The sequence below is a fragment of the Streptosporangium minutum genome, assembly GCF_002149035.1.
Lineage (GTDB): Bacteria > Actinomycetota > Actinomycetes > Streptosporangiales > Streptosporangiaceae > Streptosporangium > Streptosporangium minutum.
In genome coordinates this window covers 1-22,904 of the sequence record NZ_NGFP01000150.1, presented here as the reverse complement: position 1 = coordinate 22,904, position 22,904 = coordinate 1, and the positions used below count along the sequence as shown (strand labels likewise).

The following is a 22,904-nucleotide window of genomic DNA, read 5'->3' as shown; positions in this document are numbered from 1 at the left end:
TATTGCCTACCGAACCGGCCGCCGTCACATCACGCCGGGGAAGACGGGACATCCGGACACCGGGGCCGCGGGGGGCGGGGCCGGACACTCCGGTGACGGGTGGCTCGGGCGGGGCACGCACCCGGAAGCGTGGCCCGTGCCGTTTCCGAGGGGGATCCCTCCGATCACCGTCCGGACGGATCCGGACGGCAGCTCGCGTTCGCCGATCTTCTTGCGTTCACAGGACTCGCGTTCACGGGTCTTGGAGCCGGCGGGGTGCCCAGCGTCCGAGGACGCTCCGCACCGGTCACCCCGCCGGCCCCGCAGAGCCGCGTTGGGGGCGGCGGGCCGGACGGCTGCGACTCCGTCCGGCCCACCGCTCGTCTCACTCCCCCACCGCGGCGAGTACGCGTGCGACCTTGGTCGCGGCACCGGCCGGGTCCTTCGCCGTGTGCATCCGCTCCCCCCAGGACCACCAGTAGTACCAGTCCCGGTGGCTTGGGGCGGCCTGTGCTCGGCAGGTGACGTTCTCCGCCAGGCTGGTTGCGCTAGGGTTGATCACGCGCACGAAGGCGCGACCCGACTGGGTCCGCACCACTCTGGCGTGCAGCCCGCGAGCGTCAAGTTCTGACACCAGCCGCTCCAGGTGCCCGAAGTCGTCTTCCCCCACCTCGTCCCTCCTCTTGGTCGCCCATACCGCACCGAATCGTGTTCGCTTGGTTACGCGAATCAGTGCTGGTTGGCCAAAGATGACTCACCTGGGCCAATGGGTCAACGGAGGGAAACCCAAGATCGGGTTGTGCCTTCTCCCAAGTAGGTTGAAAGAAACAGTCCGGTGGTGGACGATCCTTAGCCGATGGCTCTATTCGCGCGTTCCGGATGAGCCAAAGTTGGTCCATCATTCTCGGTAGGCACAGTGCGACAGCTGAATCACACTGAGTCACGGGAGAGGACCGGTCGGGACTAGTGTGCCAGCCAGCCCCGCCGGCCACGAGAGAGGGGCCGGTATGTCCGGCAGGCAGCACAGGGAGACAGAGTTAGCTCGGCAGATCCGGGCCAGAGGCCTGGCGGCAGGGCGTGGCTCGGCTCAGATAGCCGAGGAGATCCACGACAAGTGCGGTCCCCAGTTCGGGACCACGCGCATCAAGGGTCACCGTCTCGCGCATGGCGTCGCCCTCGCCGACGTGATCGAACAGATAAGGGCGCTGTTCGAGCGCGACGGCAAAGCGGCGCCGGGTATCGGTGAGACGCTCCTGTCCGCTTATGAGAGCGGGCTGAAGCGTCCGGGGCCCGAATACCTCCACTACCTGTGTTCCGCCTACCGGGTCGAACCGGCATCTCTCGGGTACGACGGCCCGTGCATCTGTGGTCACGGCCACCAGACGCCCGGTGCCCTCCGAGGTGATCTCCAGGATGGAAGACCCGACACTTCCCCTGGTCCGCGTGAGCGGCTGATCCAGTCGATCGGCGGCGACCCTTCCGCGGACGGGGGCGAGGAGGACGAGAACGTGCTACGGAGGACGCTTTTACTGCTTCTGGCCGGCACCGGCACCGGCGCCACGCTGGACGGACAGGTGCTTGGATCTGTGGAGAACATCCGCAGGAGGATGGACGAGACCCTGGTGTCGGCCACCGTTTCGCCTGCGATGCTCGATCAGTGGGAGGAAGCCACCATCGGCTTCGGCCGCCAGTACATGAACACGCCGCCGCTGCGGCTGCTCTGCGACGTGTTGCTGGAGTTCAGCGCCGTGCGCAAGGCCATGGAGCGGCGCCAGCCGGTGGACCTGCAGGAACGGCTGTGCCGCATGGCGGCCCAGCTCGCCGGGCTCAGCGGCATGATCATGGTGAACCTCGGCGACCACAGGATGGCCCGGTCCTTCTTCAGGACCGGCAGGACGGCCGCCGACGACACCGGCGACCGGGCGCTCCGCGCCTGGGTCATCGCGAGGGAGGCTCTGGTCCCGCTCTACTACGGCGACCCGCGCGAGGCGCTCAACCTCGCGAGGAAGAGCCGTGATCTGGCCGGCCAGACGCCGTGCGCGGCCCAGGCCATGGCCCCGGTCTTCGAGGCCCGCGCGCTGGCGATGCTGTCGGGGTCGGGGAAGAAGGACGTGGTCGACCAGGCCAAGCGGGCGCTGTCCCGGGCCAGGGCGGCGTTCTCCCAGATGACCGCGGCCGATCAGGAGGACTCGACCTTCGGCTACACCGAGCGCCAGCTCTACTTCCATCAGGGAGACGCGCTGGTGAGGCTGGGGCAGGCGATGGAGGCCGACCTCATCCTGGAACAGGCTCTCACCAAGTACGGCCCGGCGGACTGGCTCGATCCCACGATCATCAAGCTCGACCGGGCCAAGTGCAAGCTCCTTGAGGGCGACCTGGAGGAGGCGCTGACGATAGCCATGTCCGCGCTCGCCGGGCTGAACCAGGGCGGCAGACCCGACCTCCTCATGCAGCGCGCCCACGAGGTGGCCAAGGAGGTGGAGGCCAGGAGTCCCGACCACCCCGAGCTCAAGCTCTATCTGGAGGCACTGCGCCCCGCGCCGGCGGATCCGTCCGGGGGCGATGCATGAGGCTCCGGCGCTATCGCTGGTCCGACCTGGAATCCGTCTGGGCGCTGCATCAGATCTGCCTCGCCCAGGTGGGCCTCGCGCCGGGAGACGGCGTCTACTACGAGGACGACTTCCCGAGGATCAACGAGATCTACATCGCCGGCCGGGGGGACTTCCTCGTGGGGGAGATCCCGGGCGGGCGCATCGTCGCGATGGGCGGGCTCCGCCGGATCGACGACGAGACCGCGGAGCTGTGCCGTCTGCGGGTCCATCCGGAGTTCCAGCGGCGGGGCTTCGGCGCCCGGATGAGCGCGGCGCTGGAGACGCGGGCGATCGAACTGGGTTACGTACGGCTCCGCGGGGACACCACGCTGAACCAGCAGGCCGCGATCGAGCTCTACCGCAAGCACGGCTGGCGTGAGATCAGCCGGGAAGAGCGCGGTGGATGCGTCGTGCTTTATGGCGAGAAAGATCTAGTTGTCGCCATGTCCCATCTTGCTTCATTTAAGTAAATTCACGACTGTTTTATAGTCAAGTATTGCGATCTAGTGAAGTGACAGAATACTTATTCTTCGTACCTGTAGTCATTTTCCCGTGGGGGGTACGATGAAGAAGATCATTGTTCGCAAACCTGGCACCACCAAGCTGAGCGGTGCTTCCAGCGTCATCCACAAGGGGTGAGGGAGCATCTCTGGCTGATCGGGCCGCTCCCCGGTGACCGTGCGGACCCGTCCCCCCTGGTGGTGAACGGGCACCGGCGGTCGCGTGGGCCCTACACGGTCGGCGGCGCCATTTTGCGCGCGGTCGTCCCGGAGGTCCTGGAACGGGCCCCCGCGCACGTCGCGTCTCACGACATCGAGATCCGTAGCGTGGCCCCTGATCTACGAGATCGGGTGGCCGCGCGACGGGAGACCATAGACGCGCGGATCGACGACGACGAGCGGATCCTCGTGCCCGCGCCCCGCCGTACCCTCAGGCTCGCCAACGGGGTGGCGGAGTTCCTCGGCGCGTGCCTGAGCGGGCCGCGCACGCTGGTCGTGGAGAACCTCCACGAGGCCGACCCGACCGACCTCGAACTGCTCGCGGTGCTGGTCAGGCGGCTGGATCCCGCACTGCTGACGATGGTGCTCGCCTCGCGGCAGCCACCGCCGCGCTGGTTCCGCGGCCGCGTGGCGGACTCCGCCGGGCCCGGGGCGGGGCAGGTTCAGGCCGGTCCCGGCCAAGGAGGTCCGCCGCACGCCGACGGCGCTGCCCATGTGGCCTCCGACTGCACCGACGAGCGATCGCGTGCCGCCTACGAGGCGCTGGACCCGGCGGAGCGGGCCAGGCTGCACGACCTGCGGGCCGACGAACTGGAGGCCACCGGGGAGTTCTCCCCGCGCCTGGGCGCCGTCCCCTTCCACCGGGAGCACGGCACCGACCCCCGCGGCCGCGGGGCCGAGGCGCTCTGGACGGCCGTCGACCACTGCGTCAGGGAGGGTTTCCTGGACGCGGTGACCGAGCTGGGACGGCGCGGGCTACGGCTGGCCGAGCCCGGCTCGGACCTCTGGTGGCGCTTCACCCAGCGCACGGCCACCGCCCTGGGAGCCCTGTCCCGCCAGGACGAGGCCCGTGACCTCTATGAGCGCGCCCGCCGTGGCAGCCAGGACCCCGCGGTGCACGCGGCGTCGGCGTACGGCACGGCCATGCTCGACGCCCGTCACCCCGATCCGGCCCGGCGGGACCTGGGCCGGGCCAGGGGCTGGATCAACCAGGCCGTCGCCATCTCCACCCTGCTGCCGGACCGGGGGGAGCGCGCCTTCAAGCTGGGCTTCGACCGTAACGGCCAGGCCCTCATCGAGGCGCGGGCGGGCGAGCCGCACAAGGCTCTCTCCCTGGTCGAGTCGGCCATCGAGCTGGCGCGGCGGGATCTGCCGCCGGGCCGGCACCCGGTGCACCGGATGGTGCTGTACGCCAACCGGGGCCGGCTCCTCGCCGAGCTGGGCCGTACCAAGGAGGCCCTGGAGGAGTACACCGAGGCGATCGCCGTCGACCCGCTCTTCGCCGACCACTACCTGGACCGGGGCAACCTGCTGTTCCGGCTCGGGCTGACCGATGAGGCGCTGGCCGACTACGAGGCCGCGATCCGGGTGAGCCCGCCGCTGCCCGAGGCCTACTACAACCGGGCCGAGGTCCGGCTCGCGCTGGGGGATCTGGCGGGAGGCCGGGCCGATCTGGACCACGTGCTGGAGCTGGACCCGGACCATCTGGACGCCTACATCAACCGGGCGGGCGTGCTGGCCGTGCTCGGGTCGGCGGCCGAGGCGCGGGCCGATGTCGAGGCCGGGCTGGCGCTCATGCCGGGCAATCCCCACCTGCTGACCGTGAAGGGACAGCTGGACACCGCGTCCGGGCACTTCGAGGAGGCCGCCCGCGCCTTCGACACGGCCCTGGACAGGGCTCCCGGTCTCGGTACGGCCTGGGCCAACCGGGGCATCCTCCGCTACGAGACCGGTGACGCGGAGGGCGCGGTGGCGGATCTGTCCAGGGCGATCGAGATCGAGGAGGGCCCGGAGCTGTACTTCAACCGGGCGACCGCTCTGCGGGCTCTGGGAAGGGAGAAGGCGGCCATGGATGATCTGCGCCGCGCCCTCGACCTCGATCCCGGTGATCCCGACATCCGGCGGGCTCTGGGGCTGCGGTGAGATCCGTGTCGCGGATCAACGGCTTGCCAAGCCTCTGCCCGCTTTGGTCCCGGTCCGGCCTGAGCGCATATGGCCCGGAGGGCGTCTCGAGTAGCGTCGGTAGAAGTCGGTAGAAGTCGGAAAAAACAGACCAAAGTAGGCAGTCATGGACTACGACCGGTTTCTCTCGATCGTCCAGCACGCGGCCGGCGCCGACCGGCAGACCGCCGAGACCACGGTCCGTGTGACGCTCGAAACACTCGTCAAGCGGCTGACACCGGATCAGGCCCGGGACCTCGCCGAGCACCTGCCACGGGAGCCGGCCCGGCTGCTGCCGCAGGATCACGTCCAGGAGAACGTCTACGCCGACGGGTTCCTGCGCCGGATCGCCGAGGGGGAGCAGGTCGACCTGCCGGTCGCCGAACGGCGCGCGGGCGCCGTCCTCCTGGCACTGAGCCGGGCCGTGCCCACGGCCGTGTTCACCCGGGTGATCTCGGAGCTTCCGGAGGACTTCCGGCTGCTCATCGAGAGGACCCTCGCGGAGGCCGGCCCGACCCTCACGCTGGAGGAGTTCCTGAACCGGGTCGCCGGCCGGGCGGGACTCGCCGACAAGCAGGGAGCCTGGCGGGCCAGCGAGGCGGTGCTCGAGATGCTGGGGGAGCAGATCAGCGTGGGTGAGATACGCGACCTGATGGAGGCGCTCCCCACTGAGCTGGCCTCCGCGCTGGAGCGCGGCAACGAGGGGAGCGACAGCGCTCCCGGGACGACGCCGCTGGAGGATTTCCTCGCTCTCATCGCGTTGGAGGAGGGGGTCTCCGTGGACGAGGCGCTCAGGCACGCCCGAGCCGTCCTCGCGACGGTGCGGGACGCGGTGACCAAGAAGGAGTTCCACGACCTCACCTCACAGCTCGCGCGCTCCTACGTCGAGGAGCTGGTGCCCGCGTGAGGTGACGCCGGCCCGCCTCCCCGGAGATCGCGGGCCGTCGGGGGAGGTCCGCGGACCCGTTCCCGGTGGCGCCGTGGCCCGGGGCCCGGCGCGGATCACGGCGCTACGCGGGGAAGACCTGGACATGGCCGGGGTCCACGCTCAGCCGTACCTCGTCGCCGGGAGAGAGCGCGGCCGGAGAGGAGGCGGGCGGCTCGGCTGAGGAGGCGGCGGATTCGAGGGCGTCGGTGGGTTCGGGGCGCCGGTGGGTTTGGAGGAGGAGAGAAGCTCCACCGAGGGAGAATTCATCCCCTCCGTGGTGATTGTTTTTCCTCCAGACATTCCTTAGGTGTTGATTTTTCCCCCATCGGTGGATTTATCCATACCCTCGCCGTCCGAGGTGGATAGCTTTCCCCCGAAGAGGGTGGTGTTTCCGCTCCGGGTGGGGAGTCTTGCACTGAGGCAGGGGTCATCACGGCCGCCCCGCCGAACGCCACAGTGAGCATCCATGCGAATGGCCGGCGGAGCGCGTTCGGTGATCGGGCCGAGGGCTCCGGCCTCAGCGACGACGGGCCGCCGACAGCGCGTAACCGGCGTCCTCCTGGCGTGACGGCGTCAGGTCGCCTCCGAGCAGGATCAGGGCCTGCTCGGAGGGGCTGGCGGGCTCGGCGTGAATGGTGATCAGCTGCTGGCCGGGAGCGCTGTTGACGTCGAACACCTCGCAGGTGAGGAGCAGGTCGCCGACCTCGCGGTGGCGGAGGGGCGTGGCCGCGTGCGATAGCGGGGACACGTCGTGCCGAGCCCATAACCGGCGGAAATCCGCGCTTTTGAAGGAGAGTTCATCGACCAGCTCGGTCAGGCGAGGATCGTCGAGGTCCGCTCCCGCGACGGCGCGCAGGTGGGCCACCTTGGAACGGGCGACCTGCTCCCAGTCCAGGCCGAACTCGCGGTAGAACTCGCGCGCGAAGGGGTCCAGGAAGGCCATCCGGAGTAAATTGTCCGCATATTCCCACCCGTTGTAGAGGGCAGTGGCCAGCGGGTTCGCGGCCAGCACGTCCATCCAGCGGTTGATCACCAGCGCCGGGGTGTACGGCCAGCTCCGTATCAGCCGCAGCAGATCCGGACTGACCTGCTCCGCCTCACCGGTCGCTCTGCGCCGTGAGCCGGGATGGGCGAGTTCGTGCAGGTGGGCCGTGGCGTCGGCGTCCAGGTCCAGTGCCCGTGTCAGGGAGCCGAGCACCTGCTCGGACGGATGGCGTTCGCGTCCCTGCTCCAGGCGGATGTAGTAGTCGGTGCTGACCCCGGCGAACATCGCCACCTCTTCCCGGCGCAGTCCCGGGGTACGGCGGGGACCGGAGTGCAGCAGCCCCATCTGTGCGGGGGAGGTGGCCTCGCGTCGAGCGCGCAGGAACTCCCCCAGAGCGTTGTTGCTGTCCATTTCATCACCGTGTGGTTGGGTTCATCACTTCTTGCCGAAAACCGGCGGACCGGATCCCGTATTCCTTGCCTCCCCGTACCGCTCCCCTCCCGCGGAGGCGGCGACGGCGCCGATCCGTCGTGGTGACGGTGACCGGTGTGCGGAGGGCCGCCGGAAATGCCGGTCTCCGCGCGCATCTCCCTTGCCGCTACCGCGCCATCTCCTCCCTTGCCGGTACTCCGAGAGGTTCGCCGGCGGTGGGGCCCGCCCCCTGGGAGTGACACTCCTACCTTCCTCGGGAGCGTCCTGCCTAGCCTGAGATCCAGGCACCGTGTCGGTGTCCTGCACACCACCGATTCGGTGTTCCGTCAGCCCGGGCATCGCCCGGGGCGCGACCGATTCGACATGGAGTGATCCGTCATGATCAAGCTCAGGAGCGCACTCGCGGCTGAAGCGATGATGGCTTTCGCCCTTATCGCGCCCGCGATGATGCCGGCCCAGCCAGCTGGCGCCGACACCGAGGTCGTTCTCACCGTCCATGGCGACGGCGGCAGCGCCAATGGCGCCGCCAACGGCAGTAGCGGCACCAACGGCCACTGAGAGGGGACGCCGGCTGACGGGCCCGGCCCGGGGGGAGCCGTCCATCCCCGCAGGAGGACGTGGAAGGGCCGGCGGCCCGCACGGTCTCCGGCGGGCGCGGCCTCCGTCCCGGGACCGAGCCCGTCCCGCTTCCGGATCGACTCGCACCAAACGCGTGTCCAGTGCGCCGGACACGCGTTCCGCCGATGGCGACCGCGCCGCCAGGGCGGTCATCCGGGCACTGGAGCCGTTCGCGCTCCATGGGCCCGGCTCGGTGACCGTCCGCCGGATCGCCTCGTCCGCGGGGCTCTCGCCCGGTACGGCACGGCCATCACCGCGATCCGGGACGTGCCCTGCGGCGTGGCATCCCGGTCCGCCGGGGGCGAGGGCCATCCCAGGGCGGGTGGCAGGCGTCCGGGATCAGCCCAGCCGGGTGATCCGGGAGACCACCTCCACCAGGTCGGGCGGCTCCAGCGCGTCGGGGAGCCCGGCCATCTCGACCGGGGAGAACCAGCCGGAGCCCAGGTAGGTGTCGTTCTCCTCGGCCGTGAAAGCGCCGGGGCCCACCGCCGGGGTGCCCTCGAACCTGGCCAGATAGAACCGTTCGGTCTTGACGTAGTGGGTGCCCAGCCAGTCGAACTCCCGGCGCACCGGCACCCACCGGTCCAGCACCGCCTCACCCGGCAGCCCGGTCTCCTCGGTCAGCTCCCGCCGCGCGGCATCGAAGGGCGTCTCGCCCGGATCGATCCCGCCGCCCGGCGGTTCCCACAGGGCCACGCCGGTGACCGTGTCACGCCAGTGCATCAGCAGCACCCGGCCGTCGCCGTCCACGCAGACCACCCGTGCCGCGGCCCGGTCGCTCGTCGGGGAGGCGCCCGCGTCCGCCGATGATCGGCCCGCGCCCGCCGGGGGGACGTCCGCGTCCGCCGGTGAGACGTCCGCACTCGTCGGGGAGGCGCCCGCGTCCGCCGATGATCGGCCCGCGCCCGTCCGGGGGGCGCCGGTGCCCGCCTGAGAGTCGCTCATAGACCCCGGACGCTATCACCACCTATCGCCACAAGAGGTCCACAGCGGCTGCCGAAAAGCATGATGACCTGCGGAGACGCCCTCAACCTGGCAACCTTTACGCGGTCAACCGTGCCGGAGGTCCTCGCGCAGAGCCGGAGCGCCCCGGCCCAGTGAGGAAGGACGTTCATGCGCTTACGCAACGCGGTGGTGGCGACGGCGGTCGCGGTCATGATCCTGATCCCGGCGACGGCGGCCCTGGCCGAACCCGGCACTTCCACGCCTGTGACGCCCGCTCCGGGCTCCACCCCCGAGAAGGTCCTGAACACCACGGCCGCCCAGGCCGCCCCCGTCCCGGTGCCCGACGTCCCGGACGGCATCAGCACCAGCAAGGTCCTGGTGATCGGGCTGGACGGCCTGCGACACGACCGCATCGCCGCCGCCGACGCGCCGAACCTCGACTCGCTGATCGCGAACGGCACCTTCGGCACCAGCCTGCTCTACACCGATCCGATGGCCGCCACCTCCAGCGGGCCGGGCTGGTCCACCGTCGCCACCGGCACGTGGCCGGACAAGCACAAGGTCAGGAACAACGTCTTCGCGGGCAAGCGCTACGACCTCTACCCCGACTTCCTCACCCGGCTGGAGAAGATCGACCCGGCCTACTCCACCTACGCCGCCATGGACTGGAAGTCCCTCGGCGACCAGGGCACCTTCGGCCCCGGCATCGACGCGCGGATCGTCCTCAACGGCGACTCCGCCGGATACCCGGCGGAGGACGGGCGGATCACCGAGGTCTCCGAGAAGGTGCTGCGCGACCGCAACCCGGACGTCGCCTTCGTCTACCTGGGCAACGTCGACGTCACCGGGCACCACAGCGGCGCCGCCGGCCAGGCATACCTGAACGCGATCGCCGCCGCCGACACCTCCATCGGCCGCCTGCTGAGCGCGGTCCGGACCCGCTTCACCTTCCACAACGAGCGATGGACCGTGATCGTCACCACCGACCACGGCCACACCGACGCCGGCGGCCACGGAGGCTCCAGCGTCGAGGAGCGCCGTACCTTCGTCCTCGCCGCCGGTCCGGGCATCGCCGCCGGAGCCACCCCGTCCGACACCCGTCTGGTCGACGTGGCCGCCACCGTCTTCGGCCAGCTGGGTCTCGCGCTCCCGGCGGGCCTGGACGGCAGGTCCGTCGTGCTGCGCGCCTCCGACCCCTTCGACCGCCTCTCCCTCAAGGGGCGGGTCGACGAGGGCGGCATCCCGGCCGGGGTCAGGGGGTTCACCCACACCGCGCCCGCCGGCTGGTCGGTGGAGAACCGGGGGCTGCCCTCCGGCGGTGTCGAGGAGTGGCGCGGCTGGTCGTTCACCACGGACGAGTTCTGGTCCCGCGCCCAGCGCGACCAGTGGCGGGAGCTGTTCGTCCGTGGCCGCGGCGTGTTCGCCGTGGCCGACTCCGACGAGTGGGACGACCGCTCCCACGGCACCGGCACCTTCAACTCCACCCTGGTCAGCGCGCCGTACCCGGTCGCGGGCCGTCCGTCGGTGCGGCTCGGCTACGTCACCCACTACCGGCAGGAGGGCGACCAGAAGGGCCGGGTCCTGGTCTCCTTCGACCGTGGCCGTTCCAAGGTCGTGAAGGTCTACTCCGCCGACGCCGTCGCCAAGGTCGAGTCGGTCCCCGTCACCGTCCCGGCGGGCGCCACCAGGATGACCGTCCGCTTCCGCTACTACGACGCCGACAACAACTGGTACTGGGCCGTCGACGACCTGCGCGTCTCCTGAACAGCCGGGCGGTACGGAGGGATCCCGTACGGCCCCGCACCCGCTCCCGGAGGCCGGATGGGGCATGCGGCGGGGTCAGCGTTTCATCGCTCCGTCGGCGATCGCGTCGGCGGCCTCGCTGATCGCCATGCCGACGATCTCCAGGCGCCGGACCAGCTCGCGCTCCTTCATGGTCTCGGCGTTGACCGGTCCGGAGAAGATACGGGCGATCTCGTACTGGTACATGCGCCGGATGGTGCCGCCGATCTTCTTCGCCTCCAGTGCGTCGTGGGTGATCACCGAGGGGCGGGACGCCAGGTCGTGGACCGCGGCCTCCAGGGCCTCGATGCCGACGATCACCTGGTCGAGCATGGGGGCGAAGCGCTGCTGGTCGTGAACGCGGTAGAGATGCGACTCGCGGACGAAGTCGCGCAGGGAGTCCAGCACGTCGTCGATCGAGCGCGACAGCCGGAACAGGTCCTCGCGGTCGATCGGCGTCACCAGGGAGCCGGACAGCTCCTCCACCAGGCGGGCGCGTTCGGTGTCGCCGCGATGCTCGATGGCCCGCATCCGCTCGTGGGCGTCGGTGCGGCCGGTATCACCGCCGATCATGGCCATGGCCAGCCAGGCGCCCTGCTTCGTGGCCTCCAGTTGCCCGATCAGCGCCTCGGCGAGCGCGCTGTCCATGCGGCCCGCCATCAGATCCCGCACCCGCCGCAGCCGCTTCACGCGATCACCCCTCGGACGATGAGCGCCGCCGCCGCGGCGAGCAGCCCGCTCACCGGCAGCGTCAGCGTCCAGGCTAGGACGATCTTCGTGGCGGCGTGCCAGCGCACCCGGCCGGAGCTCTCGGCCACCCCGGCCCCGATGAGGGCGCCGGCGATCGTCTGGGTCATGCTCACCGGGGCGCCGATCGCCGCGCAGCCGATCACGGCGGTGCCGCTGGCCAGCTCGGCGGTCACACCGTGCAGCGGGCGCGAGGCGATGATCCCCCGGCTGAGGGTACGGCCGGCACGCGGCAGGCCGTACAGGGCGCCGATCCCGAACAGCACCGCCACGGCCAGGCAGATGAGGAATGGAGGGCTGGAGAGGCCGAGGGCGAGCATGAAGACGGCCAGCATCTTCTGGCCGTCGTTGGCGGCGTAGGCCAGGCACTGCAGGGCGAACCCGGCCCGGTGCCACTGCCGCAGCGTGCGGCCGTGCGCCAGCCGCACGAGCAGCCGGATCGTCAGGATCGCCAGCAGCCCTCCCACGAACGGCGAGGCCAGCGCGACCGCGAGCACGAACAGCACGGCGCCGGCCGAGACGGGCAGGCCCCACCCCAGGCCCGCGCCGGCGAGGGCGCCCACGATGGCGAGGGTCAGGCTGGTGGGCAGCCCCCGGTTGTTGAGGACCGCGACGACGGCCAGTGCGGCGAGCACGGCCACGACCAGCGCGATCCGGCCGTAGGGGCCCTCCATGCTCGCCAGCCTGGTGGTGAAGGTCCTCGCGACCCGGTAGGTCACCAGGGGGACCAGCGCGACCGTGACCATCATCATGATCACACCGGCCAGTGGCGGGATGCTGGGGATCTTCAAGCCGGTGGCCAGGAGCGCGCCGCCGTCGTTGACGCCGGTGACGACCGCGAAGAGTCCGGCGAGCGACGTCAGGGCCACCAGGCTCACGCTTCCACATCCCAACTGAACGGCAGGTGAAGGACAAGGCCGGTCCGGCTGTGACCTCCACAGGCGAATGGCGGCTGCCCTCGCTCGTGATCCATGCGTAGCGTCCCCAGTGCACCGATAAGGACATACCTACCCAGAGGGCGAGCGGATGATGGACGGGGAGCTCATCCTGTTGGACCCCCGACCGGCGTACCGCGCGGCGCGCCGGAACCGCCCTGCTCCGCGGGGGCCTGTGCCGCCGCGAGCCGGCGTCCGTCGAGCTGCCGTCCAGGATCCGCCGGTGACCACGCCTTGGACATGGTGCGGGTGGAGGCGGGTGGGGCGCTGTACTCTGCCCAGGTCGGCGTGAGGACGCCGTACGATCCGACCTCGTCGAGGGTGAAGGCTATGAACGAGCGAGTCAGAAGGCCCGGCGCGGGCTCCGAGCCGCTGGGTGAGGAGGTCGTATGAGCTCCGCCGCCCAGTACGTGCTGACGCTGTCCTGCCCGGACCGGCCCGGTGTGGTGGCCGCGGTCTCCGGCCTGCTGGCCGCCCAGGGCTGCAACATCATCGAGAGCCAGCAGTTCGGTGACCCCGTGGCCGAGCGGTTCTTCATGCGCGTGCAGTTCGCCTGCCCGCTCTCCGACGCCGAGCTCCGCACGGCCTTCGCCGCGCTCGCCCCCGACTTCGGGATGGACCTCAAGCTGCGGGACCTGGCCGTCAAGCCGCGCGTGCTGGTGATGGTCAGCAAGTTCGGCCACTGCCTCAACGACCTGCTCTACCGCACACGCTCCGGCCTGCTCGACATCGAGATCGTCGCGGTGGCCTCCAACCACCCCGACATGCGCCCGCTGACCCAGTCCTACGGCATCGACTACCACCACCTGCCGGTCACCTCCGAGACCAAGTCCCGGCAGGAGGCGGAGGTCCTGAGCCTGGTCGACCACTACCAGGCCGACCTGGTGGTGCTCGCGCGCTACATGCAGGTGCTGTCGGAGGACCTCTGCGTCAAGCTCGCCGGAAACGTGATCAACATCCATCACTCGTTCCTGCCGTCGTTCAAGGGGGCCAAGCCGTACCACCAGGCCCACTCGCGCGGGGTGAAGCTGATCGGCGCGACCGCCCACTACGTGACCGCCGACCTCGACGAGGGGCCGATCATCGAGCAGGAGGTCGCCAGGGTCAACCACACCCACTCCGCGGAGGACCTGGCCGCCATCGGCCGCGACGTCGAATGCCAGGCCCTCGCCCGCGCCGTACGGTGGCACACCGAGCAGCGGGTCCTTCTCGACGGTCACAAGACCATCGTCTTCCCGCGCTAGGAGGGCCCGGCCGGGGAGCGGGCCGGCGCGAGGCGGGCCGCAGGAGGCGGGGACGCGGGTCCCCGCCTCCTCGGACGGCACGGGCACGCCGGTGTCATCCGCCACCGAGGTGCGTCCGGGGCGCGCAGGTCACCGGACGGTCAGGGACGGTACGTCCCGAAGAACCACTCGTTGCCCTCCGGGTCCTTGCACGCGTAGTCCCGGGACCCGTAGGGCTGGTCGGCCGGCTCCATGGTGATCTCCGCCCCGGCCTCGGCGGCCCTGGCGTGATGAGCGTCCAGATCGCCCACCGCGATGTAGACTCCGGGACCGCCCGGCTCGCCCTGCCCGGTCATCACCATCCCGGTGCCGACGATCAGCTCGGCGTGGCGGACGCCCCCGTCCTCCCCCTTGACGAGCTCGTGGACCTCGAATCCGAACGCCTGGACCAGCCAGTCGACGGCCTTGCCCGGCTCCCTGTAGCGGACCAGCGGATATACCGTTCGCATAACGTGCTTCCCTCCTGTACGGCTACCGCCAGCGTGCCCGGCGGCGGGCCGTACCGGCTTGGAGGAATCTGACCTCGCCTCAGCCCGGAGCGGCGGCCGGGCTCCCGGGCCTGGGCGCCGCCGTCTCGCGCGGGGTGGCTCCGGTCATGGCCCTGAAATCGCGGTTCATGTGGGCCTGGTCGTAGTAACCGCATCTGACCGCCGTGTCGGCCAGGGGCAGCCCGGCGCGCAGGCGCGCGGCGGCGTGCTGGAAACGCAGAACCTTGGCCACCGCCTTCGGGGCCAGGCCGATCTGGTCGTGGAAACGGGAGACCAGGTGCCGATGGCTCCAGCCGAGCTCCTCGGCGAGCGACGCCACGCCGATCGTGCCTCTGGTGGCGACGAGCCGGCCCCAGGCCCACCTGATCCGCCGGTCGGGCTCGGGCGCGGCGTGGATCCGCCGGGTGAGCAGCTCATCGAGGAGGGCGAGCCGGGCCTGCTGGTCCGGCGCTGCGGCCAGCCGCTCGACCGCGGTCTCCGCCCACGGCCCCAGTGCCTCCGCCAGGGAGACCACCCGGTTGGCCAGCTCGCTCATCGGCATCCCGAGCAGCCGCCGGGCCCCGAGCGGCGTGAGGTCGACCTGCACGCCCTCGGCGAGACCGGTCATGGTGGTGTCGACGTAGGTGTCGTGAAGCCCCCCGGCGAAGGAGACCAGCCGTTGCGGCGCCTCGGCTCCCGGACCGTCCAGCGTGAGCGGCTCCGCGAACCCGAAGATCACCACTGCCCCGGCGAAGGGGGGCTGCCTGCGGGGCAGGGGCCGGGTGTAGCGCTCGGTGTAGGCCGACAGGTGGGTGACGTGCGGCCGTAGGGGACGGCCCGGCCTGCCTTCGAGGGAGACGAGGCCCTCGCTCACCGCGGCGTCTTTCACGCCTTGGACGATAACGACCGGCACCGACAGTCCCGGCCGGCCGGCGCTCACCCCGGCGCCGGGATTCCGCGGAGCCCGTCGCGGACCCGGAGGGGAGCCTCCCCGGGACCGCCGCCGCGGTCCCGGGACGGGCGTGCCGTGCCTACGACGTCAGCCCCGTGTGATGGGCCAGGAAGGTGAGCTGGTCGGCGGCGAGCTCGACGGTCTTGCTCACCGCGCGGGCGCCGTGGCCGACCTCGGTCTCGTTGCGGAGCAGGATCGGCCGGTCGGAGGACTGGGCGTGCTGGAGGGCGGCGCACATCTTCCAGGCGTGCAGCGGGTGGACCCGGGTGTCGGACTGGAAGACGGTGAACAGCGTCGCCGGGTACGACACGCCCTCGCGGACGCGGTGATAGGGCGAGTAGGCGTACAGCCAGGCGAACTCGTCGGGCTTCTCGGCGGAGCCGTACTCGACGTTCCAGGTCGCGCCGAGACCGAACAGCTCGTAGCGGACCATGTCGAGCAGCGGGGCCGAGCAGACGACCGCGGCGTACAGGTCGGGGCGCTGCGTCAGGGCCGCGCCGACCAGGAGGCCGCCGTTGGAGCCGCCGGAGATGGCCAGCTGGGAGGCGGTGGTGACGCCGGTGGCGATCAGGTGCTCGGCCGCCGCGTGCAGGTCGTCGTAGACGTTCTGCTTGTTGGCGAGCATCCCCGCCCGGTGCCACTCCTCGCCCTGCTCGCCGCCGCCGCGCAGCTGGGCGATGGCGTAGGTGCCGCCCGCCTCGACCCAGCTCAGGATCGACGCCGAGTAGCCGGGGGTCATCGAGATGCCGAAGCCGCCGTAGCCGTACAGGATGGTCGGGCGCGGGCCCTCGACGCCGGGCTTGGAGATCACCAGCATGTGCACCTCGCTGCCGTCGGCCGAGCGGTAGGTCACCTGCTCGGTCTCGACGGCGGGCACCTCGACGGCGCCGGGGGAGGAGGCCCAGAGGGTGGTCTCACCGGTGCGGGCGTCGTAGCGCTGGATGGTCGGCGGGGTGGTGTTGTCGGTGTAGCCGAACCAGGCCTCGTGGCCGCCTTCGGGGCGCTCGCTGATGCCGCCGATCGTGCCCAGTCCGGGCGTCGGCACCTCCCCTACGCGCTCGCCGGTGACCAGGTCGTGGACGGAGATCTCGCTGATCGCGTGGCGGGTCCAGCCGACCAGCATGACCGGCCGGTCCAGGTCGTCGAGGATCGCGAAGTCCGACAGCACGGCCTCCGGGTCCTGCGGGATCAGGTCGCGCCAGTGCTCGAACTGGGGGGTGGAGGGGTCGGTCACGCAGATCCGCCCGCGCGGGGCGTCGCGGTCGGTGAACACGTAGAGCCTGCCGTCGCGGCCGAAGTGCACGGCGCTCTGGGCGTCCACGTCCTCCTGGACGACGACGAGCTCCGGCGACTCGGGGGAGGAGGCCACGAGGTCGGCCACCCACAGGTCGTTGCGGGGCGCCGTGCCGCGGGAGGCGGAGATCTGCAGCCAGCGGCCGTCGCGGGAGACCGCGACGCCGTAGTAGTTGGTCTTCTCCATGCCGTCACCGAAGATCAGGACGTCCTCTTCGGTGGAGGTGCCGACCCGGTGCAGGTAGACCCGGCGGTGGAACTGCTCCTCCCCGTCGGGCACCTCGGTGGCGGGCAGCCTGCGCACGTAGTAGAACGCCTCCCCGCCGGGGAGCCAGGCCACGGGGGAGTAGCGGCACCGGTCGATCGGCCCCTCGATCCGCTCGCCCAGCGCGACGTCCATCAGGTAGAGGCTCGACTCCTCGTCGCCGCCCACCGAGATCTGGTAGGCGAGCAGGCGGCCCTCCTTGTCGGGCTGCCAGGAGTCGAGCGTGGTGAGGCCGGTCGGGTCGAGCGCCATCGGGTCCAGCAGCGCCCGCTCGGCGCCGTCGGGGGCGACGGTGTAGAGCACCGCGTGCTCCTGCTCCGGGGTGCGCCGCATGAAGAACCGGCGCCCCCCGCGCCAGACCGGCGCGCCGACCGAGCCGGACCTGAGCAGCTCGGCGATCCGCGCCTTGAATGCCTCCCGCCCCGGAAGCACCCCCATCTCGGCCGCGAAAAGCGCCTCCTCCTCCGCCAGCCATGACTTGGCCGCCGGATCGTCGGGGTCCTCCAGCCATCGGTAGGGGTCGGGGACGGGGGTGCCGTGCAGGTCGTCGACGAGTTCATCACGGCTGGCAGGAGGGTATGGCTGTCGCGTCATGGCAGGAACCCTACGACGTTCGGCCGACAACACGGGCCCATTGCGCGAGGGGCGTATCCGATCCGTCACGGGAGGAGTTAAAAACTAGTAATGCGGGCATAAAACGTACCAGGCGTCCCTTCAGTCATTTATGGGTGGCTCATTTATGAGTGGCGGGAACGACGATGCAGAAGCCAAACTTGGTTGAGGACGGTGCCGTGGTGACCATCCGCTGGGCCGTCCGGCGGAGGTCCTCGTGACGGAAGCACCCGGGCCCCAGGAGGGGCCGCCAACCGGGGCACGCGACAGCGTGCCCCCTCAACTGACGTGTCGCACAGCGGGAAAGGCCCGCTGATGCGCCAAGTCCTGCTGTTGAACGCCACCTACGAACCCCTGACCACCCTCTCCCTGCACCGCGCGGTCGTGCTCGTGCTCAGGGAGAAGGCGGACGTCGTGCACCGCGACGGGCGGGGCGCCGTGTTCCGCTCGGCGAGCCGCACGCTCGACGTGCCGTCAGTGATCAGGCTTCGTCGATATGTCCGTATCCCCTACAGGTCGCGGATCCCGCTGACCCGGACCGCGTTGATGCGCCGGGACGACTACCGGTGCGCCTACTGCGGCCAGCGGGCCGAGACCATCGACCACGTGATCCCGCGTTCGCGGGGTGGTCCCCACACGTGGGAGAACTGCGTGGCCTCGTGCACGTCGTGCAACCACCGCAAGGCGGACCGGATGCTGGAGGAGCTGGGATGGACGCTGAGCGTCGTCCCGGTGGTGCCACGCGGCGTCCACTGGCGGTTGATCGGCGCGCACAGTGTCGGCGATCCCCTGTGGGCGCCCTACCTCGCGGAGAGCGCGGCCTGACGGCGGCGTGAGATCCGTTCGCCCCGGCCCATCCGTTTCGGCACAATCGACGTATGGGATGGATGTTCACCTCCGATGTCGAGGTGTATGCCGGGGCGGCGGAGGCGTGGCTGCTACGGGATCCGGTCCGCAACACCGCCCCGCTCACGGTCCTGCGCGGGATCCGCGCCGGCCTGTGGGGCGACGACGTGCTGCTGGCATGGCTGGAGCGGGACGGCGAGACCGTCGCCGCGGCCAGCCAGACACCGCCGCACCCCCTGCTGCTCGCCGACGTCCCCGTCGACGCCGTCCGCGAGCTCGCCACTTGGCTGATCGAGGCCGAACGGGCGCTCCCCGGCGTCTCCGGGCCCCGCGCGCAGGCCGAGGCGTTCGCCGGCGCCTGGTGGCGCCCCGAGGCCGGGCGCCGCTCCGAACGCCTCCACCGGCTCGGCGCGCTCGTCCCGCCGCGGCCCTTCCCCGAGGGGACCTCCCGTACGGCCGTCGCCGACGACCTCCGACAGCTGGTCGGGTGGTCCACCGAGTTCCAGGCCGAGGCCGGCGGGGTCCTCCCCGTCGACCTGACCTCGCTGGTGGCCAGCAGGATCAGCCGCGAGGAGCTGGTGCTGTGGGAGGCGGACGGGCGGCCCGTCGCGTTCGCCGGGCTCTCCTCGCCCATCGCGGGCATGTCCCGGGTCGGCCCGGTCTACACGCCCCCGGAGTCCCGCAGGAGGGGGTACGGCGCGGCGGTCACCCACGCCGTGACGGCCAGGGCACTGGCGGGAGGCGTCACGGATGTGCTGCTCTTCACCGACCTGTCCAACCCGACCTCCAACTCGATCTACCGGAAGATCGGCTACCTCCCGGTCGCCGACTACGCCGCCATCCGCTTCACGTGAGTAATCTGTGTGTCATGCCGCGCTATGACTTCCGCTGCCGTGCCTGCGGGTCCACCTTCGAGCTCTCCCGTCCGATGGCCCAGTCCGGTGATCCCGCGCTCTGCCCGCAGGGACACGACGACACCGTCAAGCTGCTGTCCACGGTCGCCGTGACCGGCGGGTCCGGAGCCGCGGCCCCCCGACCGGCCGCCGGTGGCGGCGGCGGTGGCTGCTGTGGTGGCGGCTGCTGCGGTTAGCCCCTCTCCCCGGGCCTCCGCTCCGCCCCGGGCCCCCTTCTGAGCGCGCCGACCACGAGACGGGCGACGCGCTCGACCGTGGCGATTCCCGTGTCCTTGCCGGGGCTGCGCTCCGACAGCACGGCGACCAGCAGGTCGTGATCGTCGGAGCGGAGCCTGCCGATGCTGTTGACGGTCCACAGACCGCCGTGCACCCGGGCCGGGAGCCAGCCGTTCTTCAGTGAGACGTGGTCCCCGGCGGACGCGGCGGCGCTCACGCCCCAGGCCTGGCGGGGGACGACCGACGACATCAGCGCCGTCGCGAGGCGCCGGTTCGCCGCGTTGATCGGCCCGGCCGGGGAGCTGAGCGCCCAGAGCACCTTGAGCTGCTCGGACGGCCTGCTCCTGGTCACGCCCCAGTAGGGGCCCGGACCCGGCCAGGTGTCCCTGGCCCCGAGCGCGCGCATCACCCGGGCCAGGCCGCTCTGGCCGCCGATCGCGGCGTAGAGCTCCTGCGCGGCCCGGTTGTCGCTCCGCCTGATCATCACCTCGGCCAGGGAGCGTTCACGGCGGGTCAGCGGCCGCCGGGCCGCCTCCGCCTTGAGCAGCAGCGCGGCCAGGATGCCGACCTTGGCCACGCTCGCCAGCAGGAAGTGCCCGCTGTCGCGGTAGGTGTAGCCGGCCCCGGTGGCCCGGTCGAACACCGCCGCCGCCACCCGGCCCGGACGGTCGTCCAGGTAGGCGTCCAGCGTTCTGGTGAGGCGGCGGCGGTCCTCGGCGGTGAGGACCGCCGGAGCCCTGTCCGGCGTGGTGACGGCCGACGAGAGCGCCCGCCACACCCTCCCGGCCGGGACGGCCGGCGGTCCGGCGGCCGGATCCGGCGGCCGCGCGCAGCCGGAGGCGACCGTCGTCATGGCGACGACGAGCGACGCCCCCCGAACCCTCATGGCCGGAGTCTGCCACCCGGCTTCCCGGATCCAGCCGAGTGACAGGTCAAGATCCGGCTATGCGACGCGCTCGTTCTGCATGGCGCGCCGCCTGCCCTGGAAGGGGAGGAAGTGGTCGGCCGTATGCGGCTGGGCGGGCAGGAAGGTGGGCTCGGTGGCGACGATCCGGTCGAACCGGAAGGCCCTGATCCCGCGCCGCAGGCGGCACATTCCCACGAGGTACCAGTAGTCGCGGTGGACCATGCACGTCACCGGGTCGACGTCGCGGACGGTGATCCGTCCGGACACGTCCCGGTAGTGCAGGCGGACCACCAGCTGGGAGGTGATGGCGTTGGCGATGGTCCGGGCCCGGTCGGCGACGGGGGCGGGCATCGGATCGGTGAGGGTCGAAAGCGTGGTGGCGATGACCTCGTCGTCGAGCTGCATGTGCTCGAACACGTGGCGCAGGCCGCTGCGGGCGGTGTTGGCCTGCGGGCCCGAACCCAGGTGCGCCAGGGACAGGGCGAGGGCGGCGATCTCGGCGGTCGTCAGCGGGCTGGCGGAGGGCTTCATGACGTTAGCCATACCCAAATAATACGGGCGAGCACCGACATTTTTCGAAAGTCTTGTCGGGTACGGCGGACCGTACCCGACACGTGAAAGACGTCAGCGGGAGAGCTGGGACAGGTCCCGTGAGGCTCCGGTGGAGGCCGAGGTGGTCAGCGCGGCGTAGGCCTGCAGCGCGGCGCTCACCGGGCGCTGGCGGTCGCGCGGCCGGTAGCCGCCCAGGTCGGCCACGAGCCGCTCGCGGCGGGCGGACAGCTCCTCCTCGGAGACCTTCAGCTCGATCGAACGGCCCGGGATGTCGATCTCGATGAGGTCGCCGTCCTCGACCAGGGCGATGGTGCCGCCCTCGGCCGCCTCGGGGGAGGCGTGGCCGATGGACAGCCCGCTCGTGCCGCCCGAGAAGCGCCCGTCGGTGACCAGCGCGCAGGCCTTGCCCAGGCCCTTGCCCTTCAGGAACGAGGTCGGGTAGAGCATCTCCTGCATGCCCGGCCCGCCCTTGGGGCCCTCGTAGCGGATCACCACGACGTCGCCGGCCTTGACCCTGTTGTTCAGGATGCCCTCGACCGCGTCGTCCTGGGACTCGAAGACCACGGCGGGCCCGGAGAACCTCCAGATCGACTCGTCGACCCCGGCGGTCTTGACGATGCAGCCCTCGGTGGCGATGTTGCCGTAGAGGACGGCCAGGCCGCCGTCACGGGTGTAGGCGTGCTCGGAGTCGCGCACGCAGCCCTCGGAGCGGTCGAGGTCCAGCGCGTCCCAGCGCGCCTCCTGCGAGTAGGGCTTGACGGTGCGGACGTTGCCCGGGGCGGCGTGCCAGAGCTCCAGCGCCTCGGGCAGCACGACGGCCGACTGCGGGTCCCAGGCGTCGAGGTAGTCGCCCATCGTGCCGCCGTTGACGGTGTGCGCGTCGCGGTGGAGCAGGCCGGCCCGGTCGAGCTCACCGAGGATGGCGGGGATGCCGCCGGCCCGGTGGACGTCCTCGACGTGGTACTTCGCGGTGGCCGGGGCGACCTTGCACAGGCACGGCACCCGGAGCGAGATCTCGTTGATCTCCTTGAGCCCGAAGTCCACCTCGGCCTCGCGGGCCGCGGCGAGGATGTGCAGGATCGTGTTGGTCGAGCCGCCCATCGCCACGTCCAGCGCCATGGCGTTCTCGAACGCGTCCTTGGTGGCGATGCTGCGCGGCAGGACCGTCTCGTCGTCCTGCTCGTAGTAGCGGCGGGTGATCTCCACGAGCTGGCGGCCGGCGTCCTGGAACAGCTTCTTGCGCGCCTTGTGCGTGGCCAGGGTCGTGCCGTTGCCCGGCAGCGCCAGGCCGATGGCCTCGGCGAGGCAGTTCATCGAGTTGGCGGTGAACATCCCGCTGCACGAACCGCAGGTCGGGCAGGCGTTCTCCTCCATCTCCAGCAGCTCGGCGTCGGAGACGTTGTCGTCGGCCGCGGCGATCATGGGGTCGATCAGGTCGAGCTTGCGGCCCGGCGTCTTGCCGGCCTCCATCGGGCCGCCGGAGACGAAGATCGTGGGGATGTTCAGCCGGAAGGCGGCCAGGAGCATGCCCGGGGTGATCTTGTCGCAGTTGGAGACGCAGATCAGCGCGTCGGCGCAGTGCGCGTTCACCATGTACTCGACCGCGTCGGCGATCAGCTCGCGGCTGGGCAGCGAGTAGAGCATGCCGCCGTGTCCCATCGCGATGCCGTCGTCGACCGCGATCGTGTTGAACTCGCGCGGGATCGCGCCCGCCTCGCGGATCGCCCCGGCGACCACGTCGCCGACCTCGCGGAGGTGGACGTGCCCGGGGACGAACTGGGTGAAGCTGTTGGCCACCGCGATGATGGGCTTGCCGAAGTCGCCACCGGCTACGCCCGTCGCCCGGAGCAGGGCCCGGGCTCCGGCCATGTTCCTGCCGTGAGTGACCGTTCGAGACCTGAGGGCGGGCATGAGGCTTCTCCCATCATCGAGACCGTGTCCTCAAATGGTACGGCTACCGCCCGGTGCGTGAGACGCCTGTCCACGGCACGAGAC

General features: G+C 71.0%; 21 protein-coding genes. 10 read left to right on the top strand and 11 right to left on the bottom strand.

Annotated elements, in window-relative coordinates; genetic code table 11:
- Positions 1 to 364: 364 nt before the first annotated feature.
- Entirely contained in the window at positions 365 to 613 is a 249-nt protein-coding gene (locus tag CA984_RS27845) for a hypothetical protein (protein ID WP_242676207.1), read from the bottom strand.
- Positions 614 to 986: 373 nt separating this feature from the next.
- Between CA984_RS27845 and CA984_RS27840 the strand changes: the two genes are divergently transcribed.
- From CA984_RS27840 to CA984_RS27825, 4 genes are all read left to right on the top strand, one after another.
- Positions 987 to 2,549, top strand: coding sequence for an NsdA family TPR-like regulatory protein (locus CA984_RS27840; RefSeq protein WP_086576493.1), 1,563 nt, complete (start codon positions 987 to 989; stop codon positions 2,547 to 2,549).
- Positions 2,546 to 3,040: a GNAT family N-acetyltransferase gene (locus CA984_RS27835; RefSeq protein ID WP_086576492.1), complete on the top strand. Its 495-nt coding sequence runs from the start codon at positions 2,546 to 2,548 to the stop codon at positions 3,038 to 3,040. The genes CA984_RS27840 and CA984_RS27835 overlap by 4 nt, the downstream gene beginning before the upstream one ends.
- 165 nt (positions 3,041 to 3,205) lie before the next feature.
- Positions 3,206 to 5,212, top strand: coding sequence for a tetratricopeptide repeat protein (locus CA984_RS27830; RefSeq protein WP_086576491.1), 2,007 nt, complete (start codon positions 3,206 to 3,208; stop codon positions 5,210 to 5,212).
- Positions 5,213 to 5,357: 145 nt separating this feature from the next.
- On the top strand, positions 5,358 to 6,137 hold the full coding sequence (locus CA984_RS27825) for a DUF2267 domain-containing protein (protein ID WP_086576490.1): 780 nt from the start codon (positions 5,358 to 5,360) through the stop codon (positions 6,135 to 6,137).
- A 538-nt stretch (positions 6,138 to 6,675) separates the two neighbouring features.
- Here CA984_RS27825 and CA984_RS27820 read toward each other — a convergent pair.
- Complete coding sequence (locus tag CA984_RS27820) at positions 6,676 to 7,554, bottom strand: helix-turn-helix transcriptional regulator (protein WP_086576489.1); 879 nt, start codon at positions 7,552 to 7,554, stop codon at positions 6,676 to 6,678.
- Positions 7,555 to 7,953: 399 nt separating this feature from the next.
- Between CA984_RS27820 and CA984_RS27815 the strand changes: the two genes are divergently transcribed.
- Positions 7,954 to 8,133, top strand: coding sequence for a hypothetical protein (locus tag CA984_RS27815; RefSeq protein WP_086576488.1), 180 nt, complete (start codon positions 7,954 to 7,956; stop codon positions 8,131 to 8,133).
- A gap of 399 nt (positions 8,134 to 8,532) precedes the next feature.
- Here the strand turns inward: CA984_RS27815 and CA984_RS48845 are convergent, their stop codons facing one another.
- Positions 8,533 to 9,138 carry an NUDIX hydrolase gene (locus CA984_RS48845; protein WP_207621059.1) on the bottom strand — a complete coding sequence of 202 codons (606 nt, stop codon included), beginning with the start codon at positions 9,136 to 9,138 and terminating at the stop codon, positions 8,533 to 8,535.
- A gap of 168 nt (positions 9,139 to 9,306) precedes the next feature.
- Between CA984_RS48845 and CA984_RS27805 the strand changes: the two genes are divergently transcribed.
- On the top strand, positions 9,307 to 10,902 hold the full coding sequence (locus CA984_RS27805) for an alkaline phosphatase family protein (RefSeq protein WP_086576486.1): 1,596 nt from the start codon (positions 9,307 to 9,309) through the stop codon (positions 10,900 to 10,902).
- 75 nt (positions 10,903 to 10,977) lie between these two features.
- Here the strand turns inward: CA984_RS27805 and CA984_RS27800 are convergent, their stop codons facing one another.
- Both CA984_RS27800 and CA984_RS27795 read right to left on the bottom strand, forming a co-directional pair.
- Entirely contained in the window at positions 10,978 to 11,610 is a 633-nt protein-coding gene (locus CA984_RS27800) for a DUF47 domain-containing protein (RefSeq protein WP_086576485.1), read from the bottom strand.
- Complete coding sequence (locus CA984_RS27795) at positions 11,607 to 12,545, bottom strand: inorganic phosphate transporter (protein WP_086576484.1); 939 nt, start codon at positions 12,543 to 12,545, stop codon at positions 11,607 to 11,609. Before CA984_RS27795 ends, CA984_RS27800 begins: the two co-directional genes overlap by 4 nt.
- 446 nt (positions 12,546 to 12,991) lie before the next feature.
- On the opposite strand from CA984_RS27795, the gene purU reads away from it, so the two are divergent.
- Entirely contained in the window at positions 12,992 to 13,846 is an 855-nt protein-coding gene (gene purU / locus CA984_RS27790; protein WP_086576483.1) for a formyltetrahydrofolate deformylase, read from the top strand.
- A gap of 140 nt (positions 13,847 to 13,986) precedes the next feature.
- Here purU and CA984_RS27785 read toward each other — a convergent pair whose 3' ends face one another.
- From CA984_RS27785 to CA984_RS27775, 3 genes are all read right to left on the bottom strand, one after another.
- The gene (locus CA984_RS27785) at positions 13,987 to 14,334 is read right to left on the bottom strand and encodes a VOC family protein (protein WP_086576482.1); all 348 of its coding nucleotides are present in this window, start codon (positions 14,332 to 14,334) and stop codon (positions 13,987 to 13,989) included.
- A 79-nt stretch (positions 14,335 to 14,413) separates the two neighbouring features.
- On the bottom strand, positions 14,414 to 15,241 hold the full coding sequence (locus CA984_RS48840) for a helix-turn-helix domain-containing protein (protein ID WP_133061792.1): 828 nt from the start codon (positions 15,239 to 15,241) through the stop codon (positions 14,414 to 14,416).
- Positions 15,242 to 15,383: 142 nt separating this feature from the next.
- Complete coding sequence (locus CA984_RS27775; protein WP_086576480.1) at positions 15,384 to 17,456, bottom strand: prolyl oligopeptidase family serine peptidase; 2,073 nt, start codon at positions 17,454 to 17,456, stop codon at positions 15,384 to 15,386.
- Positions 17,457 to 17,789: 333 nt separating this feature from the next.
- Between CA984_RS27775 and CA984_RS27770 the strand changes: the two genes are divergently transcribed.
- Genes CA984_RS27770 through CA984_RS27760 form a run of 3 tightly spaced genes read left to right on the top strand, consistent with a single transcriptional unit; the run spans position 17,790 to position 19,410 of the window.
- Entirely contained in the window at positions 17,790 to 18,299 is a 510-nt protein-coding gene (locus CA984_RS27770) for an HNH endonuclease (RefSeq protein WP_012893753.1), read from the top strand.
- 53 nt (positions 18,300 to 18,352) lie between these two features.
- Positions 18,353 to 19,174: a GNAT family N-acetyltransferase gene (locus tag CA984_RS27765; RefSeq protein ID WP_086576479.1), complete on the top strand. Its 822-nt coding sequence runs from the start codon at positions 18,353 to 18,355 to the stop codon at positions 19,172 to 19,174.
- A 14-nt stretch (positions 19,175 to 19,188) separates the two neighbouring features.
- The gene (locus CA984_RS27760; protein ID WP_086576478.1) at positions 19,189 to 19,410 is read left to right on the top strand and encodes an FmdB family zinc ribbon protein; all 222 of its coding nucleotides are present in this window, start codon (positions 19,189 to 19,191) and stop codon (positions 19,408 to 19,410) included.
- On the opposite strand, the gene CA984_RS27755 is transcribed toward CA984_RS27760, so the two are convergent.
- From CA984_RS27755 to ilvD, 3 genes are all read right to left on the bottom strand, one after another.
- A complete protein-coding gene (locus tag CA984_RS27755; RefSeq protein ID WP_133061791.1) occupies positions 19,407 to 20,336 on the bottom strand; it encodes a serine hydrolase in 930 nt (309 codons plus the stop codon). The two genes, CA984_RS27760 and CA984_RS27755, sit on opposite strands and share 4 nt — an antisense overlap.
- Before the next feature lie 57 nt (positions 20,337 to 20,393).
- Positions 20,394 to 20,900, bottom strand: a complete 507-nt coding sequence (locus CA984_RS27750) for a helix-turn-helix transcriptional regulator (RefSeq protein WP_031166388.1) — start codon at positions 20,898 to 20,900, stop codon at positions 20,394 to 20,396.
- Between the two features lie 81 nt (positions 20,901 to 20,981).
- Positions 20,982 to 22,820, bottom strand: coding sequence for a dihydroxy-acid dehydratase (gene ilvD, locus CA984_RS27745; protein ID WP_086576476.1), 1,839 nt, complete (start codon positions 22,818 to 22,820; stop codon positions 20,982 to 20,984).
- Positions 22,821 to 22,904: the final 84 nt, after the last annotated feature.

Excerpts from the sequence above, each read along its gene's own strand:
- CA984_RS27755 (WP_133061791.1), bottom strand. The coding sequence starts at position 20,336 with ATGAGGGTTCGGGGGGCGTCGCTCGTCGTCGCCATGACGACGGTCGCC.
- CA984_RS27760 (WP_086576478.1), top strand. The coding sequence starts at position 19,189 with ATGCCGCGCTATGACTTCCGCTGCCGTGCCTGCGGGTCCACCTTCGAG.
- CA984_RS27785 (WP_086576482.1), bottom strand. The coding sequence starts at position 14,334 with ATGCGAACGGTATATCCGCTGGTCCGCTACAGGGAGCCGGGCAAGGCC.
- CA984_RS27825 (WP_086576490.1), top strand. The coding sequence starts at position 5,358 with ATGGACTACGACCGGTTTCTCTCGATCGTCCAGCACGCGGCCGGCGCC.
- CA984_RS48845 (WP_207621059.1), bottom strand. The coding sequence starts at position 9,138 with ATGAGCGACTCTCAGGCGGGCACCGGCGCCCCCCGGACGGGCGCGGGC.
- CA984_RS27770 (WP_012893753.1), top strand. The coding sequence starts at position 17,790 with ATGCGCCAAGTCCTGCTGTTGAACGCCACCTACGAACCCCTGACCACC.
- CA984_RS27815 (WP_086576488.1), top strand. The coding sequence starts at position 7,954 with ATGATCAAGCTCAGGAGCGCACTCGCGGCTGAAGCGATGATGGCTTTC.
- CA984_RS27805 (WP_086576486.1), top strand. The coding sequence starts at position 9,307 with ATGCGCTTACGCAACGCGGTGGTGGCGACGGCGGTCGCGGTCATGATC.
- CA984_RS27775 (WP_086576480.1), bottom strand. The coding sequence starts at position 17,456 with ATGACGCGACAGCCATACCCTCCTGCCAGCCGTGATGAACTCGTCGAC.
- ilvD (WP_086576476.1), bottom strand. The coding sequence starts at position 22,820 with ATGCCCGCCCTCAGGTCTCGAACGGTCACTCACGGCAGGAACATGGCC.
- purU (WP_086576483.1), top strand. The coding sequence starts at position 12,992 with ATGAGCTCCGCCGCCCAGTACGTGCTGACGCTGTCCTGCCCGGACCGG.
- CA984_RS27750 (WP_031166388.1), bottom strand. The coding sequence starts at position 20,900 with ATGGCTAACGTCATGAAGCCCTCCGCCAGCCCGCTGACGACCGCCGAG.
- CA984_RS27765 (WP_086576479.1), top strand. The coding sequence starts at position 18,353 with ATGGGATGGATGTTCACCTCCGATGTCGAGGTGTATGCCGGGGCGGCG.
- CA984_RS27835 (WP_086576492.1), top strand. The coding sequence starts at position 2,546 with ATGAGGCTCCGGCGCTATCGCTGGTCCGACCTGGAATCCGTCTGGGCG.
- CA984_RS27820 (WP_086576489.1), bottom strand. The coding sequence starts at position 7,554 with ATGGACAGCAACAACGCTCTGGGGGAGTTCCTGCGCGCTCGACGCGAG.
- CA984_RS27840 (WP_086576493.1), top strand. The coding sequence starts at position 987 with ATGTCCGGCAGGCAGCACAGGGAGACAGAGTTAGCTCGGCAGATCCGG.